The following is an 18,205-nucleotide window of genomic DNA, read 5'->3' as shown; positions in this document are numbered from 1 at the left end:
GCGGGTCAGCGCAGCGCGCGGTGGCCCACGGCGGTCACACCGAGGGTGAGCACGCTCGCCACCGCCATCGCCACGCTCATGTGCACCTGCAGCAGCAGGGCACCCACCAACGCACCGAGCAGGATGAGCACAAGCGCACCCAGCCGGCGGTTCCAGATCGCGCCGCGCCACCCCGTCACCAGCGACTCGCTGGCCCACGAGGTGAGCGTGGAGGTCACCACCACGGTGGTCATGTCCTTGATGGCCAGCTTGCGCGCCACGCAGGCCTGGCTGCCCATGGCCAGCGCGGTGCCCGCGGCGATCACCAGCTGCTCGTCGGGGGTGTAGCCGTCGTCGAGCACCCACAGCGCGACGGCCAGCACTCCCAGCATCGCGCCGCCGGCGGCCAGCAGCGCGGTGACGCGGGTGGTCCACGCCGCCGCGGCTCGACGCAGCACCATGCCGGCCCCGAGCGCGCCGAGGGTGAACGCCAGCAGGGCGATCGCGGGGCCCAGCACGGGCAGCTCGTCGGCGCCGGCCACACCCATGCCGAGGATCACGATGTTGCCGGTCATGTTGCCGGTGAAGACCCGGTCGAGGCCGAGGTAGCCCACCGCGTCCACCACGCCGGTGACGAAGGTGAGCACCAGCATCAGCACCAGCGCCACCTGCTGGGTGTCAGCGGCAACCCGGCGGGGAGCCGCGGCGGGGGCGCTCACCGCGCGCACGGTCGAACGGTCATGGGAGCTCCTCGGGGCTGGCCAACGCCCTGCCACCACCAGCGCGGGCGGCAGGAGCAAGTCGCCGTAACGCTAAGCGAGACACTCGAAGAGCGTCAACCGGCCCCATGCTCCCCCGCGACGTTCGTCGGCCTCGTCCCTCGCGGGGCCGGCAAGGGGCCTGGCAGCCTGCCCGGTCCGCCACGGTTACGAGTGCGTAAATCTCCGGCCGCAGCCGGGATCTGCGTTGACACCGGCGATCACCTCCGGCGAGTCTATCTCGCATTACGCGGTGACGACCTGCATTGCGTGACGCCAGTGAAGGAGTGCCATGGCCTACGTGATCACCGATCCCTGCATCGACGAGACCGACCAGTCGTGCGTGGACGAGTGCCCCGTGGACTGCATCTACGAGGGCGACCGGATGATGTACATCAACCCGGACGAGTGCGTGGACTGCGGCCGCTGCGAGCCCGTCTGCCCGGTGATCTCCATCTTTCACGAGGAGGACGTGCCGGCCGACCGTGCCGTGTTCATCGAGATCAACGAGCAGTTCTTCGCCACCATCGGCTCCCCCGGCGGCGCCCGCAAGATCGGCCCCGTGGGCACCGACCACCCCGCCGTCACCGAGTGGGCCGCGACGTGACCGCCCCGCAGCCCACCGTGCAGGTGGACCTGCTGGTCGTCGGCGCCGGCCCGTCCGGGCTGTACGCCACCTACTACGCCGGCTTCCGCGGCATGACGGTCGCGCTGCTGGACTCCCTGCCCCAGCTGGGCGGGCAGGTCGCCGCGCTATACCCGGAGAAGGCGATCTACGACGTCGCCGGCTTCACCGCGGTGAAGGGCCAGGACCTGGTGGACGCCCTGTCCGAGCAGGCGCGCCAGCACGACCCGCTGCTCATCCTCGGCGAGACCGCCACCACCCTGGAGCACGGCGACGACGGCGTGGCCGTCACCACCGACACCGGGCGCCGCATCGAGGCCAAGGCCATCCTCGTCACCGGCGGGGTGGGCAGCTTCATCCCCCGCGAGCTGCCGGTGGGCTCGGACTACCTCGGCCGCGGGCTGCGCTACTTCGTGCCGCGGCTGGACGAGCTGGCCGGGCAGGACGTGGTGGTGGTCGGCGGTGGCGACTCCGCGCTCGACTGGGCGCTGGGCCTGCAGCCGATCGCGTCCTCGGTGACGCTGGTGCACCGCCGACCGGTGTTCCGCGCGCACGAGCGCAGCCAGGCGCTGCTCAAGCTCGCCCCCATCAGGGTGCTCACCCCGCACGAGGTGGTGGGGGTGCACGGCGAGGAGTGGATCACCGGCATCACCGTGCAGAACAAGAAGGACCCCGAGCCCGTCCAGCTCGCCGCCACCGCGGTGGTGGCCGCGCTGGGGTTCATCGCCGACCTGGGGCCGTTGGACACCTGGGGCCTGGAGCAGCGGAAGCGGCGCATCGTGGTGGGCCGGGACATGCAGACCTCGATCCCGCGGGTCTACGCCGCCGGCGACATCAGCGAGTACCCCGGCAAGGTGCGGCTGATGAGCGTGGGCTTCGGCGAAGCGGCGTCGGCGGTGAACAACCTGGCGCCGCTGGTGAATCCAGCCCTGTCGGTGACGCCGGGACACTCCTCCGACGCGTAGCGCCTACCCGACTACGGGACCAGGAGCAGGAACAACATGCCCATCAGCATCATGCCGATGGCCCCGACCACGGTGTACCTCCGCCAGAACTCAGGTTTCTTGTCCTTGAGCCCGAACGGCGCTGTCGGCATGCTCTGCACTGTGTGGCCCAGGAACCTGGCATAGGGCTTCCGGAACACGATTGCCAGCACGCCCAGCACGATCGTTGCTGCGGTGAGCGGCCACGCACTACTCATCGGACGAATCCCCCCTGCTGCTGCGACAAACCGTTGACCGAGCCACGCGCCCTACTTGTCGAGCGCGCCGATGACGAGGGCGAGGACGGGCCCGGCCGCGATAAAGAGGCAGCCGATGACGAACGACAACCGTGCCGAGGACTCAGCGCTGCGACGACCGCGCCAGAAGTTCTCCTCGAAGCGCCCCATCCAGTGCCGACTGACGATGATCAGCACCCCCATGATCACTGACGCGACACCAAGGGGCAGTCCATCCGCGCTCACGCACTCGCCACCGATCGCCTAGTCGGAACAGCGCGGAGGCCGACGCCCCCGCAGCCCAAGCCGGCACGAAGATACCCACTCCTGCGGGTGTCCACAAGAGACAGATCGACGCGAGAAGGCCTGCGTCTCAATGATTTCCTTTGAGCCGCTAGGCCCGGCCGAGCTCCGCGGAGATCAGCTCGGCGGTCTGCTGCAGGGCGGCGATGGTCTCGTCCTCGCCCTGCTGCCCGGCCACCGACGTGGCGATGACGGCCAGCGCCGCCACCACCCGGCCGTCCTGGAACACCGGCGCCGCCAGCGTGCGCAGCCCGTTGACCACCGGCGACTTCACGCTCACCTTGGTCTCGCGGATGCCCACCAGCTCCTCGGCGAAGTCGGGGTTGGTCTGCATCTCCCTCTTGAGCATGGGCACCTCGCCCTCGGGCAGAAAGGTGCAGAACACCCGCCCCTGGGCGGAGGCGGTGGGCGACAGGCGCGCACCCAGGCGCACTGCCACCCGAGCCACGTGGTCGGTGTTGTCGTTGGAGGCCACCACGATCGGACTCTCCCCGTCCCAGACGCTGAGCACCACCGTCTCCTGCACCTGGCGCAGCAGCTGGTCCATGAACGGCTCGGCGATCTTGATCACCGGCAGCGCCGAGCGGGCGGCCGCGGCCAGGGTGAGGATCTGCGGGCCCAGGGAGTACACCGTCTCGGTGGGGTCGTAGCGCAGCAGGTTCGCCGCCCGCAGCGCCTTGGTGTAGCGGTGCGCGGTGGCCTTGCTGGTGCCCAGCGCCGCGGTGATCTCGTTCAGGCTCATCCGCGGTCGCTGTGGGGTGAACGCAGCCAGGATGACCGCGGCCCGCTCCACCGCCTGGATGGCCGGCGCCCGGCCCCGGCCCTGCGCAGACCCGTCGTCGTGGTCGTCGGCCGTGGCCGGACCCGTGCTGGTTGTCAGTGCACTCACTCTCCCCTGTTGACCGCGAAGCGCACGGCCGCAGCTGCGTACACCTGTGCGTACCGTACAAGTTCCTCCGCCGAGCACACATCCCGTCCAGGCCGGTCAGGATCGGCTCGACCCTGGGGTCCGGTGCGCACCGTGTCGATCCCCCGGGCGCGGAACAGCACGCCGTCGGTGGAGCCGGTCCACCCGGTGATGTCCGGTTCTCCGCCGCGCTGCAGGTGGCGGGCTCGCGCGGCGCGCACCAGCTCCACGATGGGCGCCGACGCCGGCGTGGCGCCGCCCGGCTCCGCGTCGCCCACCGTCACCTCCACCGTGCAGCCGGCCAGCGGGCTGCCGCGCAGGTGCCCCACCAGGGTGTTGTGCAGCCGGTCCAGGTGCGCGCCCAGCTCGTCGCCAGGGGCCGACACCAGGTAGACGAACAGGTCCAGGTGCGCCGGCAGCAGGTCAGGCTTGGCCACCGCGCCGGTGCGGATGGCGCCGATGCCGGCCTCCCGCCCGGTCTGCCCGGTGGTGGGCAGCGCCCGCCACTGCCCGCGCCACGCCTCGAACGCCGCGCACACCAGGCCCACGTGCCGGGGCAGCCCGCCCACCGGCTGCGCCTGGTCACGGAAGAGCACCACCCCCGGGCCGGGCGCGCTCACCCGGATGCGCAGGAACGCCGCCCCCGGCTCCTCGTGCAGCACCCCGGGCGGGCCCGACTTGCCCACGATCACCGCGTCGGGTGCACCACCGTGGTCCAGGTAGTGCCGAACCCCCGAGCAGGCCGGCTGCGGTGGCTCGGCCAGCGCGGTGTTGCGGTGGGTGCCACCGCTGGCCAGCAGCAGCTGCACGGTGCCGGCCACCCCGGCCTCGGCCAGCGCGGTGGCGGCCGCGGCGTAGCCGACCAGCACCGCCGCCGCCGGTGCCCGGGCCACCCCGAGGCCGAACCCCGACACCGCGTCACCGTCCAGGCACACGCCTGGCTGGTACGGCGTGGTGGAGCCGGTGACCTCGCGATGCACCGTGCCCTCGCCGGAGGTGGAGGTGTCCAGGTGCGAGCACAGCAGCACTCCGCCGCGGTCCGACCCGGTGCTCGCCGCCAGGTTGGCCCCGCCAGCGCCTGTGTCCTGCACCGTGAAGCCCAGCTGCGGCCAGCGCTGCCGGCTCCACGCCGCCAGCGCCTCGGCGCAGCCGCGCTCCGCGCCACGATCCACGGGGGCAGCGCTGAGCACCTCCAGCGCGGCGAGCAGGTCGTCGCGCCGGACCAGCTCGGCAGCCGTGTCCGCCAGGTGCTCGGCGGGGATCAGTGCGCCCACGTCCGGTCGTCGGCCTCGGCCCGCCAGACGTCGATGTTGCGCGGGTCGCGCTTGAGGCGGCGCGGCCGGTGCGTCTCGTGCTCGGCCGGCGTGAAGATCCGGTGGCCGTCGCACAGCTCGTAGCGCGGGCCGTGCTGGTCGTCGTAGAGGTAGAAGGCGATGGAGGTGGACGCGGAGTGGTTCACCACGTCGCCGAGGATCTTGACGTTGCGGTACTGCGCCCGCGCGCGGCGGCGCATCACGCCGTCCATGTCGCCCATGATGAAACACAGGTGCTCCAGGGCGAAGCGGTCGCTGCGGCGCACGGCCAGGCTGTGGTGGTAGCGGTCCTCGCAGCGCAGGAACGCGGTGAAGTCCTCCACGTAGTCCGAGGCCTGGAAGCCAAGTACGTCGAGGTAGAACGCCAGGGTCTCGTCGTAGCGGTCGGTGATGATGAACGGGTGCACCAGCGTCTGTGGGCGCAGGTCCGGCCACGGCGTCTCGGCGTACTCGATGAAGTCGGTGAACAGCTCCACCAGCGTGCCGTTGGGGTCGCGCACGGCGAAGCCCGCCTGGCACAGCCCCTTCATCCCCTGCGTCAGCGGCAGCACCTCGTGGCCGGCGGCGCGCACCCGCTGCTCCAGGTCGGCCAGCACGGTGTCGTTGTCCACGCTGTAGCCCACGCCGTCGTAGCGGAAGGCCGACAGGCTCGGCTCGTGCAGCAGCTCCACGCTGTGGTGCTCGGTGCCCACCCGCAGGTAGGCGTGGCTCTCGTCGTGCTCCTCCAGGGCCAGACCGACGTGGTACGCGAGGAACTCGATCGTCGCGGTCATGTCCGGCACGGCCAGGCGGACGTACTGCACGCTGGCGGGGCCCAGGGGGCGGGTTTGCACCGGCTCGGTCACTGCGGTTCACCTTCCGTCGCGGCACCCTGCGGTGCACAGTCCGAACCCTAGGAATCGCCCGAGACCGTCGTCAAGCCATGTGAGACGTCATAGCGTAATGCAACACGTAGTTAACCTGCCCGGAACGCCGCACCCCTAGTTTTTGAGCCGTCGAGGCACTCGTCTCCGCTTCCCCGGCTCACTGGAAGGCTCCCGAGTTGACTGTCCTGCAACCTCACACCGGCCCTGTCCCCGGACAGCACTACCTGACGGCGACCGGCGCGGCGCTGTCCTGGGGACGGCTGCCCACGCCCGACCGCAAGCCCGTGCTGACCATCGCCTCCGGCGAGACCGTCACCGTCGACACCCTCTCCCACGAGGGGCTGATGGAGGACCAGGGCCGCGACCCGCTGACCTACTTCGACAGCCACGGCGTGGCCGCCGACGACGTGCTCACCGACCTGGTGGAGCTGGCCGCCTCCGACGTGGTGCACACCCGCGGCCCGGACGGCCCGCACGTGGTCACCGGCCCCATCCACGTGGAGGGCGCGCGCCCCGGCGACGTGCTCAGGATCGAGTACCTGCAGCTGGACCCGCGGGTGCCCTACGGCGTGGTCTCCAGCCGGCACGGGCTGGGCTGCCTGGCCGGCGAGCGCCCCGTCGACGACGAGACCGGCGAGCCGGTGAACCTGCTCAGCCAGTTCTGCACCGTGGACCTGGCCGCGCACACCGCGACCATGCGCTGGGACTCCGGCAGCGGCATCACCTTCCCGCTGCACCCCTTCATGGGCCTGTCCGGGGTCACCGCGGCCACCGAGGAGGCGCTCAACACCATCCCGCCGGGCCGCCACGGCGGCAACCTCGACGTCCGCGACCTGGGCGGCGGCTCCACGATGTACCTGCCGGTGCAGGTGCCGGGGGCGGGCTACTACCTGGGCGACCCACACTTCGCCCAGGGCAACGGCGAGGTGTCGCTGACCGCGCTGGAGGCCTCGCTGCGCACCACCGTGCGCCTCACCGTGCTCACCCCGGACGCGGCCTTCGCCTCGGTGGGCGCGCTGGACGGCCCCGTCGGCGAGACCCCCACCCACTGGGTGGCCATCGGGCTCGACCGCGACCTGGACGAGGCGATGCGCAAGTGCGTGCGCGAGGCCATCCGGGTGCTGGCCGAGGTGGCGGAGGTGCCGCCGTCGGTGGCCTACCTCTACCTCAGCGCGGCCGGCAACTTCGTGGTGAGCCAGGTGGTGGACGACGTCAAGGGCGTGCACTGCCTGATCAGCAAGAAGGACTTCCCCGCCTGGGCCTGAGCCCGGCACACGAGAAGCCCCGCACCGGGTGGTGCGGGGCTTCTCGCGGTGCCAGGTCCGGCTCACCACGCGCCCAGGCGCATGCTCACCGCCTTCTCCGCGGTGTACTCGCGCATCGCCGTGTAGCCGCCGCCGCTGTTGAAGCCGCTGGCCTTGGTGACGTTGAAGGGCAGGCCGATGACGCCCACGTTGGACGGCTCGTTGACCGACACCTGACCGCTGCGCACCTCGCGCACCACCCGCAGCGCCCGCGAGACGTCCCGGGTCCAGATGCCCACCTGCAGGCCGAAGTCGGTGTCGTCCACCAGCTTCACCGCCTCGTCGGTGTCGCCGAACTCCTGCACGGTGAGCACCGGGCCGAAGATCTCCTCGCGGCTGACGGCCATGGTCGGGTCCACCTGGTCGATGAGCGTGGGGGTGACGAAGTAGCCGTGGGCGAAGCGCTCCCCCTCGGGCCGGCCCCCACCGGTGACGATGCGTGCGCCGGCACCGCGGGCCAGCTGCACGTGGTGCTCCACCTTCTGCCGCTGCGCCTCGCTGGCCAGCGGACCCATGTCCAGGTCGTCGTCCCAGTGCCCGATGCGGGTGGCCGCCATGATCGCCGCTAGCCGCTCGGTGACGTCGGCGGCGATGCTGCGGTGCACCAGCAGCCGCGAGCCGGCGTTGCAGTTCTGCCCGGAGTTCTCCGTGATCGACGCCGCGATCAGCGGCAGCGCGGCGTCCAGGTCGGCGTCGGCAAACACCACGTTGGGCGACTTGCCGCCCAGCTCCAGCTTCACCGGCACCAGCCGCTCGGCGGCGCCACGCATGATGGCCTTGCCGGTGGTGGTGGAGCCGACGAAGCTGACGTGGTTGACCAGCGGGTGGCTCACCAGCGGCTGTCCGGCGTCGGTCCCGAGGCCGGTGAGGACGCTGATCGTCCCCGGCGGCAGGCCGGCCTCCACCCCGAGGGCGGCCAGCCGCAGCACCACCAGCGGGGCCACCTCCGACGGCTTGACCACCAGGGTGTTGCCGGCGGCCAGCGCGGGGGCGGCCTCGGCCATCATCAGCAGCGCCGGCACGTTCCAGGCCGTGATGAGCGCGCACACCCCGTGCGGCTCGGCCAGGGTGAAGCCGAAGCTCTCCTCCAGCCGCGAGGGCAGCGTGGCCCCGGTGACCTTGTCGGCCATCCCGGCGAAGTACACCAGCATGTCGTGGGCGATCCACACGTTGCGGCGGGCGTCGCTGAGCGGCTTGCCCACGTCGCGGGCCTCCAGCGCCGCCAGCTCCTCGCTGGCCGCGGCGATGAGCCCGGCCCACGCGCGCAGCACCGTCCCGCGCTCGGCGGGCGAGGTGCGGGCCCAGGCCCGGGCTGCCTCGGCCGCCCCGCGCACGGCGCGGTCCACGTCGGCGGGACCGGCCGCACCCACCGTGGTGATCACCTCGCCGGTGGCTGGGTCGGTGACGGCGAGAGTGCCCCCGTCGGTGGCGGGGATCCAGTCCCCGTTGATCAGCAGCTGGGATTCGGGCAGCGACAACATGACTGGACGATGGCATACTTCCGTCTTGGCAAGCAATACGCTATCTCGCATTTAACAACGTTGTTTCCTGCGGGGCACAGGCCAGTCACAACCCCTCCCGACGCACCTCCCCCGAGCAAGGAGCTCCCCGTGTCCCGTGACGTTCTCGCCGCCGTGGTGACCACCCCCGGCCGCGCCCCTGAGCTGCAGACGGTCAGCCTGGACGACCCGCGCCCCGGCGAGGTGCTGGTGCGCCTGGCCGCCACCGGCATCTGCGCCACCGACCTGCACTTCTCCCACGACGTCTCCCGGCCGTCGGTGCTGGGCCACGAGGGCGCCGGCCACGTGGAGGAGTGGGGCGAGGGCGTCAGCCGGTTCGCCGTGGGCGACGCGGTGATCGCCAGCTTCGCCCGGTGCGGCACCTGCCTGCGCTGCCGCACCGGTGAGCCCGCCTACTGCAGCGAGTTCGACCGGCTGAACTTCACCGGTGGCCGGGCCGACGGCTCGTCCACCATCACCGTGGACGGGGCGGGTGCGTACGCGCACTTCCTGGGCCAGTCCAGCTTCGCCACCCACATGCTGGTGCGCGAGTCCAGCCTGGTGGCGCTGCCGGCCGGGGTGGATCCCGCCGCGGTCGCCCCCTACGGCTGCGGGCTGATGACCGGGGCCGGCGCCGTGCTCAACGTGCTCAAGCCCGGCCCTGCCGACACGGTGGCGGTGTTCGGTGCCGGCACCGTGGGCCTGGCCGCGGTGATGGCGGCGGCGGCCGCCGGGGCGCGGGAGGTGGTGGTGGTCGACCTCAGCACCGAGCGCCTGGCGCTGGCCAAGGAGCTGGGCGCCACCCGCACGGTGCTGCCCGAGGAGCTGGCCGCCACCCTGGCGGAGGTGGCCCCGGACGGGGTGGACCACGCGGTGGAGAGCACCGGGGTGGGCCGCGTGCTGCACACCGCCGTGGAGTCGCTGAACCGCCGCGGCACCTGTGCGGTGGTGGGCATCGGGGCGGAGACCACCATCAGCCTGGACTGGCGCACCGTCCTCAACGGCCGCACCGTCACCGGCGTCATCTCCGGCTCCAGCCTGCCCGACGTGGCCATCCCCAGCCTGCTGGCGCTGGCCGAGGCCGGCCGGTTCCCCGCGGAGAAGCTGATGCAGTCGTTCGCCTTCGCCGACGTCGCCGAGGCCTGGGAGCACACCCGCAGCGGCGCGGTGGTCAAGGCCGTGCTCACCTTCTAGCGCGCACGCCGCACGGCCCGGCCACCTGCTGAGGGTGACCGGGCCGTGGGGGGGAGCTAGAGGTCCAGCACCAGCTCCTGCCCGGCCGCGCAGCGGCTCACGCACAGCATCATCGACTCCGAGCGGGCGCGCTCCGCGGCGGTGAGCACGCTGTCGCGGTGCACCACCGGCCCGGCCAGCACCCGCACCTCGCAGGAGCCGCAGTAGCCCTCCTCGCAGTCCGACGCCACGCCCGGCACCACCTCGCGCACCGCCTGCAGCAGCGTCTGGTCGGCCGCCACCGCCAGCGAGCGGCCGGTGCGCTGCAGGTGCACGGCGAAGCCGGCCGCGTCCGGGCCCAGCACGTCCACCTCGGCGCCGGCACCGAAGCGCTCCACGAACAGCGGGGTGTCGGTGTTCGCCACCGCCGCGGCCACCCCGTCCATCAGCGAGTCCGGGCCGCAGCAGAACACCGCCGCCCCCGCGGGCAGGCCGGCCACCACCGCGTCCAGGTCCACCCGGCCCTGCTCGCCGGAGACGTGCACCCGCCCGCCCAGCGCCCGCACCTCCGCCAGCAGCGGCATCAGCGCGGTGTCCCGGCCGCAGTAGAGCAGGTCCCAGGCGGTGTCGCCGCGGGCGACCAGCGAGCGCACCATCGCGATGATCGGGGTGATGCCGATGCCCCCGGCGATGAACGTCCGCCACGGTGCCTCGGCCAGCCCGAAGCGCTCGCGCGGTGCGGACATCCCCACCGTGGTGCCGGGCAGCAGCACCTGGTGCACCTCCGCCGAGCCGCCGCGTCCGGCGGCCTCCCGCCGCACCGCCACGGTGTAGCGGGAGAGGTCGTCCGGGTCGCCGCACAGCGAGTAGTGCCGGGTGGCGCCCGAGGGCAGGGTGAGCGCCACGTGCGCACCGGGCCGCCACGGCGGCAGGGCGGCGCCGTCGGGGGCGGCGAGGTCCAGCGCCACCACGTCGGCGGTCCACTGCTGGCGGCCCACCACCACCGCCGACCGCACGCCCGGTCGCACCGGGGCGGCGGAGTCCAGCCGCGAACCGGGGGTGAAGGTGACGGGCACCCGGTCCCAGCCGGCCTGGCTGCCGCACGACTCGTAGCGCGCCAGCCCCGCCTCGTCCACCTGGTAGTCGGGCAGCCGCTGCAGCACCCGGGTGAGCATCGCGGTGAACATCGCCCGCGCCAGGTGCGCCCCGGCGCAGCGGTGGCTGCCGATCCCGAAGCTCAGGTGGCCCTTGGGGTTGCGCTCCAGCTGCACCTGCTCGGGGTCGGTGAACACCTCGGGGTCGAAGTTGCCGGCCACCCAGGGGATGAGCACCCGCTCCCCGCGGCTCATCGGGCAGCCGCCCACCTCGGTGTCGGTGGTGACGGTGCGGGCCATCGACTGCGACGGGGCGAACACCCGCAGGAACTCCTCGGTGGCCGCGGGCAGCAGCTCCGGGTCGGCGATCAGTCGCGCGCGGTCGGCTGGGTTGCGGGCCAGGTGCACCAGGGTGGAGCCGGTGAGCGAGGTGGTGGTGTCCACCCCGCCGGCGATGAGCAGGAACACCACCGACACCAGCTCGTCGTCGTCGAAACGGGTGCCGTCGGGGCGGGTCTGCAACACCAGGCGGCTCAGCACGTCGGCGCGCGGCTCGGCGCGCCGGGCGGCGAGCAGCTCGCGGATGCGGCTCTCCATCCAGCCCAGCGCCTGCCCCCCGCGGGCGGCCCGCTCGCTGCCCGGGGCGGCGGCGAAGATGTCGTGCACCGGGCCGGCCAGGCGCTTCCAGTCCTCGCGGGGAAAGCCCAGCCAGTCCAGGGTCACCGCGGTGGGCAGCGGGTTGGTCAGCTGCGCCACCAGGTCGGCGTGGCCGTCGGCGATGAAGGCGTCGATCACCTCGTCGGTGTGCCGGTGGATCATCGGCACCAGCTCGGCCACCGCCTCCCGGGTGAGCAGCGGGTTGACCAGCTCCCGGTAGACGGTGGCCCGCGGCGGGTCCAGCTCGATGGGGAACTGCTCCAGGCCCGGCCCGCGGGGGATCACGATGGCCGTGCCCCGCTGCGGGTCGGCGCCGCGGGCGGAGGAGAAGGTGACGTCGTCGCGGGCGATGCGCACGATGTCGGCGTAGCGGCTGGTCACCCAGTACCCGTCGTGCGCCGGCGTCCACGCCACCGGGCAGGACTCCCGCACCCGGGCGTAGGCCGTGGTGGCGTGCTCGCGGAACTCCTCCCGGTGGTGGTCGAAGTCGATGACCACTCTCTGCTGCGCCACTCTCTGCTGCCCTTCGCCGTGCCGTCGCCGTGCCGTCGTTCCGAAACCTCTGCTCGCGCGGCTACAGCCCCCAGGTCTCCTGGGGGATGACGGCCTCGACGATGTCGAACGACCCGCCCTCCTGCTGTGGGGCCTTGTCCGCGGTGACCGGCTTGCCGAAGCTGGGCACCAGCGGGCGCTGCTCGTGGCGGCGCAGCCACAGCCGGAGCAGGTGGCGACGCTTCTGCATCGAGGGGAAGTCGGTGAACTCCCGGCGCGAGTGCAGGGCCGCGTAGTTCAGCAGCCACTGCATGTCGCCGGGCTGGAACTGCATGTCCAGCGGCAGGCTCTCGTCGGCGGTGATCTCCGGGATCAGCTCCAGCAGCTCCTTCTGGGCGTCGGTGAGCCGCGGGGTCTCCGGGTAGTCCTGCGCGCTCCAGATCATCGAGCCGCCGGCGTAGATGCTGAACACGCCGTCGGTGTGGCTGACCATCGGCGAGACGTAGGTCTTGGCGGGTGCGTCGTGGTCCTGCTTGTACCAGTCCCAGTACCAGGGCTCGAACATCAGCGGTGCCAGGTCCGGACGCAGCTCGAGCACCCGGTTGTACAGCGCCGCACCGCTGATCAGCCGGCTCTCGCCGCCGCTCTTGGCGCCGCGCAGACAGATCAGCCCCACCACGTCGGAGGAGTCGGAGTGGAACTCCAGCTTGTCGCGCACCCGCGAGGGCAGCGCCTCGGGGTCGTCCATCGTCTTGTTGGAGGTGGCCACCACGTGGTCCACCAGGTCGCCCATCTGGTTCTGCGGCATGGGTGCTCCCAGGTACAGCCCCAGCAGGAAGAAGATGGCGCCGGACACCGCGTCGGAGTACAGCTCGGTGCGCAGGCCGCGCACCAGCACGAAGCCGCGGCCTCGGTCCAGGTCGTGGGTCCAGGTGGCGATGCCCGCCGCGCACACCGGCAGCGGGTAGTCGGCCGGGGTCACGGTGCGCAGGTCGGGGTTGTCGGTGACGAACCGGCGGCCCGCCTCCTCCAGCTCGGCGATCTCGGCGTCGCTGAGCAGGTACACCCACTCGGTGCTGCCGGCGAGCTCGGCGCCGGTCCAGGCCGCGGGTCCGGTGATCGGCTGCAGCGCCGTCGAGGTCGTCATGGTGGTTCTCCTTGGGGGTTCGGCAGAGAGTCGGAGTGGACGGGACGAGCTAGGTGAGTCCGCGGGCGAAGGGCCGGCCCAGGTAGCGCGGCTCGCGGCCGGACTTGGTCATGGCCACCATGGCCACCAGCGCCAGCAGGTACGGCGCGGCGATGAGCACCTGGGAGTTCAGCTGCAGGCCCAGGGCGGGCAGCGCCAGCCGCAGGGCGTCGGCGAAGCCGAACACCGCGCAGCCGACCAGGGTGCCCTTGAGGCGCCAGCAGCCGAAGATCACCGCGGCCAGCACCAGGAAGCCGCGGCCGCCGGTCATGTTGGCGTTGAACGAGCCGACCTCGCCGACGGCCAGGTAGGCACCGCCGAGGCCGGACAGCAGCCCGCACCACAGCAGGGCCTGCCGGCGGCGGCGGTTGACGTCGATGCCGGTGGCGTCGCAGGCCTGCGGGTTGTCGCCCACCGCCCGCAGCTCCAGGCCCCAGCGGCTGCGCTCCACCAGCCACCAGGTGAGCGGGACGAGGCCCAGCAGCAGGTACATCGGCCAGCGCTGGGAGAACAGCACCGGCCCCAGCACCGGGATCTCGCTGAGCCCGGGGATGGTGAGCAGGTCCACCTGGTGGTTGGTGAAGTCGGCGATGGAGATGAGGTAGCTGGTCAGCCCGAGGGCCAAGGTGTTGAGCACCAGGCCGACGACGAAGGTGTTGACCTCCAGCCGGTGCGCGAGGTGGCCGTGCAGCATCCCCACCAGCAGCCCGATGACGGCGCCCGCCACCAGGCCCACCAGGGCGCTGCCGGTCTGGCTGGCCACCGCGATGGAGGTGAACGCCCCGGAGAGCATCATCGACTCCACCGAGATGTTCTGGGTGCCGGCCCGCTCGGCCAGGTACTCCCCGCAGGCGGCGAAGGCCAGCGGCGCGGTCAGGCGCACCGCGCTGGAGAGGATGACCTCGGAGCTGTCCACGATGCTCATGCGGCGGTCCCCCGGTTCAGGCGCCGACGGGCCAGCACGAGGCTGATCGCCGGGGCGATGACGAATGCCAGCACCAGCAGGGACTGGACGACGTTGACGAGGTAGATGGGCACCCCGGTGGAGGCCAGGAAGTTGGACCCGGTGCGCAGCGCGCCGAAGGCGATGGCCACCGGGATGGCCACCAGCGGCCGGTTGCGGGCGATGAGGGCGACCAGCAGGCCGTCCCAGCCGAAGTTGTTGGACACCGCCGGCTGCAGCCGGAAGGCGGAGCCCTCCACGATGACGGCGCCGGCCACCCCGGCCATCGCGCCGGAGAACGCCAGGGCCGCGGCGCTGACCAGCGCCACCCGCACCCCGGCGTGGGCGGCGGTGAGCGGGTTGAGCCCGAGCATCTGGATCCGGAAGCCCCAGGCGGTGCGGGAGAGCACGGTCCAGGCCAGGCACGCGGCCAGCACCGCCAGGATCAGCCCCGCGCTCAGCGCCAGCCCCGGGTACTCGCCGATGGTGGGCAGCCGGACGTCGGCCGGGATGAGCGCCGACTGCGAGGCCGCGGTGCCCGAGGCCGACTTGCGTGCCTCCTGCAGCAGCCAAGGGGTGCTCACCGCGTAGCTGACCACCTGGATGGCCACGAAGGACAGCAGCAGGGTGGAGACCACGATGTTCACCCGGCGGATGCGGAAGAGCAGCGAGCTGATGCCGGCCAGCACCCCGCCCAGCAGGGCTCCGGCAAGCAGGCTGACCACGATGACCGCCGTGGACGGGCCGGCCATCTTCAGCGCGATGAACGTGCCGCCCATCGCGCCGAGCAGGACCTGGCCCTCCTGGCCGATGTTGAACACCCCGGCGCGGCTGGCCACGCAGGCCCCGACGGCGACCAGCAGCAGCGGGGCCGCCACGGTGAGGGTCTGCGACCACGCGGCGGCGTCGCCCACCCCGCCCTGCACGATCGCGGTGGCCACCGCCCAGGGGGAGCCACCCGTGGCGGCCACCAGCAGGGTGGACAGCAGCAACGCGCCCGCCACCGCGAGCACGGTGATGCCCAGCTGGCCGACGGCCGAGCCGTCCACCCGCAGCCACCGCGGCGGGCCCCCGGGGGTGGGTGCGGGGGCGGGCGGCGCCGGGTCGGGCGTGATCGTGGCGACGGAGCTCATGCCGCCTCCTCCCCGCCCAGGAGCATGCCCAGGCGCTCGTTGGTGGCCTCGGACCGGGCGAGCACGCCCACGATGCGGCCGCCGGAGAGCACAGCCACCCGGTCGGACAGCGCCATCACCTCCTCCAGCTCGGTGCTGACCAGGAGCACCGCCACGCCGCTGTCGGCGGCCTCCCGCAGCCGCACGTACATGTCCTCGATGGCCCCCACGTCCAGGCCGTGGGTGGCCTGGGCGGCCACCAGCACCGCCGGCCGAGCGGAGAGCTCGCGGGCCAGCACCACCTTCTGCTGGTTGCCGCCGGAGAGGCTGCGGATGGGCGCGTCCACCGAGGGGGTGGCGATGTTGAACTGCGCCACCAGCTGCTCGGCGCGCTCGCGAATCGCCTTGCGGTTGAGCCAGCCCCGCCGGGACACCGCGGTGAGGTCCTTCATCACCAGGTTGTCGGCGATGCTCATGTCCAGCACCACGCCGCTGCGGTGGCGGTCCTCGGGGATCACCCCGATGCCGGCGGCAGCCACCGCCCCGGGCGCAGAGACGTCCACCGGTGTGCCGGCCACGCTCAGCGTTCCCGTGACCTCCGGCACCAGGCCGGAGACCACGTCGCCCAGCTCGGACTGGCCGTTGCCCTCCACCCCGTACAGCCCGACGATCTCCCCCGGCTGCACGGTGAGCGACAGCGAGTCCAGCAGCAGCCGGCCCTCGGCGTTGCGCAGCGTCAGCCCGTCCAGCGACAGCGCGGGCACCGTCCCCTCCGACGGCTCGGTCACCGACTTCCCCAGCTGTGCCGACGCTGCCGGCTCCACCAGCTCGATCTGGTCGAGCTCCACCCCGAGCGCCCCGCCGTGGTGCAGCGAGACCTCCCGGCCCACCATCTGCCGGGCCAGCTCGGCCGGGGAGGAGTCGGCGGTGAGCCCGCGGTGCACCACCCGACCCCGGCGCAGCACGGTCACCCGGTCGGTGGCCGCCGCGATCTCCGACAGCTTGTGGCTGATCAGGATCACCGAGCGCTTCTCGGCCACGACCGCGTTGCGCAGCACCGCGAACAGCTCCTGCGACTCCGCCGAGGTCAGGACCGAGGTGGGCTCGTCCAGGATGAGCACCTGCGGGTCCCGCCGCAGGCACTTGATCAGCTCCACCCGCTGGCGCTGTCCGGCGGAGAGCTCGGTGACCGTGGCCAGCGGGTCGATGGGCAGCCCGTAGCGGGCGCCCACCGCCTCCACGTCGGCGCAGGCGGCGGCACGGTCGACCTTGCCCCGCTCGCCCAGCACCACGTTCTCCCACACCGTGAGCGCCTCGATCAGGCTGAAGTGCTGGTGCACCATGCCGATGCCCAGGTTCAGCGCCGCGTAGGGGCTGTCGATGCGGACCCGCTTGCCCGACCGGTACACCGTTCCGTCGTCCGGGCTGACCAGGCCCAGCAGGATCTTCATCAGGGTCGACTTGCCGGCACCGTTCTCCCCGAGCAGGCCGTGGATCTCGGCCTCGCCCACCGTCATGTCGATCGCCTCGCACGCGGTGACGCGTCCGTAGTGCTTGGTGATGCCGCGCAGCACCAGCGGTGCGGGCGGTCCACCGATCTCAGGGGCCTCGGACAGCGGGACGGGCTGCTCCGGGGCGGTGCCGGCAGTGGTCATGTCATGCGCCGGCCTGGGCGATGACCTTGTCCGGCACGATCTCGCCGCTGCCGACCTTGGCGATGAAGGCGTTCAGCTCGGCCTTCTGCGCGTCGGTGCCCTTGCACAGCAGCACGGTGGGCACCGAGTCCTTGCCCAGGTGCCACTCACGCATCTTCCCCATCGCCAGCTTGCCGTCGGCAAACTCCTTCAGCGCAGCGGAGAAGTAGGCGCCCGGGTCGAAGACGACCGAGACGCTCCAGTTGATCGCGCTCTCCCCGCACCGGTCGGTGCCCGGGGTGGAGATGATGGCCCCCTTGCCGCTGCCGAGCTCGGCCACGGAGTCGGTGGCGCCGCCGAGGTAGGGGTACAGCGCCTGCACGCCCTGGCTCAGCTGGGCCTGGGCGGCCTCGCGAGCCTTGGCCGAGTCGTTGAAGTCACCGGTGTAGGTGGTGGCCAGGGTGGCGCTGGGCACCACCATCTTCAGGCCCACCTCGAAGGCCTTGGCGCCCATCACGGAGAAGTCCGCCTGCGGGCCGGTGATGTAGCCGGCCTTGGTCATGCCGGCGTCGCGCATCAGGATGCCGTTGGCGTAGCCGGCCGCCAGCATCGACTCGTTGACGAAGTCGCGGGACAGGGCGATGTAGGGCGTGACCTCCAGGTCGGTGCTGGACGGGGCGTACCAGGCCGTCTTGGCGCACTCCGGGTCGGCGGCCACCGGGATGGCGTCCTTGAGCTCGGCGGCGGCGAGCGCCACCAGGTCGACCTTCTGCCGGCAGAGGTTGCGGGCCTGCTCGGACGCGTTGGCCGGGTTCACCGAGCCGATCTTGATGACGCTCCAGCCCTTGCTGTCGGCGAACGTCTGGGCGCTGGAGACGAAGCTCTCGTAGTAGCCGTTGTCGTTGAGGTCGCCGGGGCTGATGACGCCGATGACGACCTTGCCGTCCCCGTTGACGTCGGGCTGGCTGGACGTCGCGGCGGCTGGTCCGGAGCCGGCGGCGTCGGGGGTGTCCGAGGCGCGGTCGGCACAACCGGTGAGCCCCAGGGCGAGGGCGCATACCCCCGCGAGAATCGGGGTGGCTCGAGCAGTTCTCACGTGTTCCTCCGGGGAAGTTGGCAGAGCGCGGGTGGCACTGGGGGC

Annotated in this window: 16 protein-coding genes; 4 read left to right on the top strand and 12 right to left on the bottom strand. The window is 72.4% G+C overall.

Translation table 11 applies throughout. The features are described from left to right. Positions 1–5 precede the first annotated feature (5 nt). Positions 6–698 (bottom strand): YoaK family protein, encoded by a 693-nt coding sequence (locus AC3YO9_RS05585; RefSeq protein ID WP_489982410.1) that lies wholly within the window; start codon positions 696–698, stop codon positions 6–8. Positions 699–1,029: 331 nt separating this feature from the next. On the opposite strand from AC3YO9_RS05585, the gene fdxA reads away from it, so the two are divergent. After that, complete coding sequence (gene fdxA / locus AC3YO9_RS05580; protein WP_489982409.1) at positions 1,030–1,344, top strand: ferredoxin; 315 nt, start codon at positions 1,030–1,032, stop codon at positions 1,342–1,344. Continuing rightward, positions 1,341–2,327 carry an NAD(P)/FAD-dependent oxidoreductase gene (locus tag AC3YO9_RS05575; protein ID WP_489982408.1) on the top strand — a complete coding sequence of 329 codons (987 nt, stop codon included), beginning with the start codon at positions 1,341–1,343 and terminating at the stop codon, positions 2,325–2,327. Before fdxA ends, AC3YO9_RS05575 begins: the two co-directional genes overlap by 4 nt. A gap of 287 nt (positions 2,328–2,614) precedes the next feature. Here AC3YO9_RS05575 and AC3YO9_RS05570 read toward each other — a convergent pair whose 3' ends face one another. From AC3YO9_RS05570 to AC3YO9_RS05555, 4 genes are all read right to left on the bottom strand, one after another. Next, a complete protein-coding gene (locus AC3YO9_RS05570) occupies positions 2,615–2,785 on the bottom strand; it encodes a hypothetical protein (protein WP_489982407.1) in 171 nt (56 codons plus the stop codon). A gap of 190 nt (positions 2,786–2,975) precedes the next feature. After that, the gene (locus tag AC3YO9_RS05565) at positions 2,976–3,773 is read right to left on the bottom strand and encodes an IclR family transcriptional regulator (protein ID WP_164860543.1); all 798 of its coding nucleotides are present in this window, start codon (positions 3,771–3,773) and stop codon (positions 2,976–2,978) included. Then, positions 3,770–5,065, bottom strand: a complete 1,296-nt coding sequence (locus tag AC3YO9_RS05560) for a hypothetical protein (RefSeq protein ID WP_489982406.1) — start codon at positions 5,063–5,065, stop codon at positions 3,770–3,772. The genes AC3YO9_RS05565 and AC3YO9_RS05560 overlap by 4 nt, the downstream gene beginning before the upstream one ends. Beyond that, the gene (locus AC3YO9_RS05555) at positions 5,053–5,949 is read right to left on the bottom strand and encodes a VOC family protein (protein WP_489982405.1); all 897 of its coding nucleotides are present in this window, start codon (positions 5,947–5,949) and stop codon (positions 5,053–5,055) included. Before AC3YO9_RS05555 ends, AC3YO9_RS05560 begins: the two co-directional genes overlap by 13 nt. Before the next feature lie 197 nt (positions 5,950–6,146). On the opposite strand from AC3YO9_RS05555, the gene AC3YO9_RS05550 reads away from it, so the two are divergent. Next, positions 6,147–7,235, top strand: coding sequence for an acetamidase/formamidase family protein (locus AC3YO9_RS05550; protein WP_489982404.1), 1,089 nt, complete (start codon positions 6,147–6,149; stop codon positions 7,233–7,235). Positions 7,236–7,297: 62 nt separating this feature from the next. Here AC3YO9_RS05550 and AC3YO9_RS05545 read toward each other — a convergent pair whose 3' ends face one another. Continuing rightward, complete coding sequence (locus tag AC3YO9_RS05545; RefSeq protein WP_489982403.1) at positions 7,298–8,755, bottom strand: aldehyde dehydrogenase family protein; 1,458 nt, start codon at positions 8,753–8,755, stop codon at positions 7,298–7,300. A 129-nt stretch (positions 8,756–8,884) separates the two neighbouring features. Here AC3YO9_RS05545 and AC3YO9_RS05540 point away from each other — a divergent pair, with 129 nt between their 5' ends. Next, entirely contained in the window at positions 8,885–9,967 is a 1,083-nt protein-coding gene (locus AC3YO9_RS05540; protein WP_489982402.1) for a zinc-binding dehydrogenase, read from the top strand. Between the two features lie 56 nt (positions 9,968–10,023). On the opposite strand, the gene AC3YO9_RS05535 is transcribed toward AC3YO9_RS05540, so the two are convergent. From AC3YO9_RS05535 to AC3YO9_RS05510, 6 genes are all read right to left on the bottom strand, one after another. Then, complete coding sequence (locus AC3YO9_RS05535) at positions 10,024–12,210, bottom strand: cytochrome P450/oxidoreductase (RefSeq protein ID WP_489982401.1); 2,187 nt, start codon at positions 12,208–12,210, stop codon at positions 10,024–10,026. 61 nt (positions 12,211–12,271) lie between these two features. Continuing rightward, complete coding sequence (locus AC3YO9_RS05530) at positions 12,272–13,336, bottom strand: TauD/TfdA family dioxygenase (RefSeq protein ID WP_127781724.1); 1,065 nt, start codon at positions 13,334–13,336, stop codon at positions 12,272–12,274. 49 nt (positions 13,337–13,385) lie between these two features. Continuing rightward, entirely contained in the window at positions 13,386–14,300 is a 915-nt protein-coding gene (locus AC3YO9_RS05525; protein ID WP_127781723.1) for an ABC transporter permease, read from the bottom strand. After that, complete coding sequence (locus AC3YO9_RS05520) at positions 14,297–15,451, bottom strand: ABC transporter permease (protein WP_489982400.1); 1,155 nt, start codon at positions 15,449–15,451, stop codon at positions 14,297–14,299. Before AC3YO9_RS05520 ends, AC3YO9_RS05525 begins: the two co-directional genes overlap by 4 nt. Further along, positions 15,448–17,085, bottom strand: a complete 1,638-nt coding sequence (locus tag AC3YO9_RS05515) for an ABC transporter ATP-binding protein (protein ID WP_489982399.1) — start codon at positions 17,083–17,085, stop codon at positions 15,448–15,450. The genes AC3YO9_RS05520 and AC3YO9_RS05515 overlap by 4 nt, the downstream gene beginning before the upstream one ends. 1 nt (position 17,086) lies before the next feature. Further along, positions 17,087–18,160 carry a BMP family ABC transporter substrate-binding protein gene (locus tag AC3YO9_RS05510; RefSeq protein ID WP_127781720.1) on the bottom strand — a complete coding sequence of 358 codons (1,074 nt, stop codon included), beginning with the start codon at positions 18,158–18,160 and terminating at the stop codon, positions 17,087–17,089. Positions 18,161–18,205 lie beyond the last annotated feature (45 nt).

Source organism: Rhodococcus sp. Z6_132, from assembly GCF_058133635.1.
This window is presented reverse-complemented; position numbering and strand designations above follow the sequence as displayed.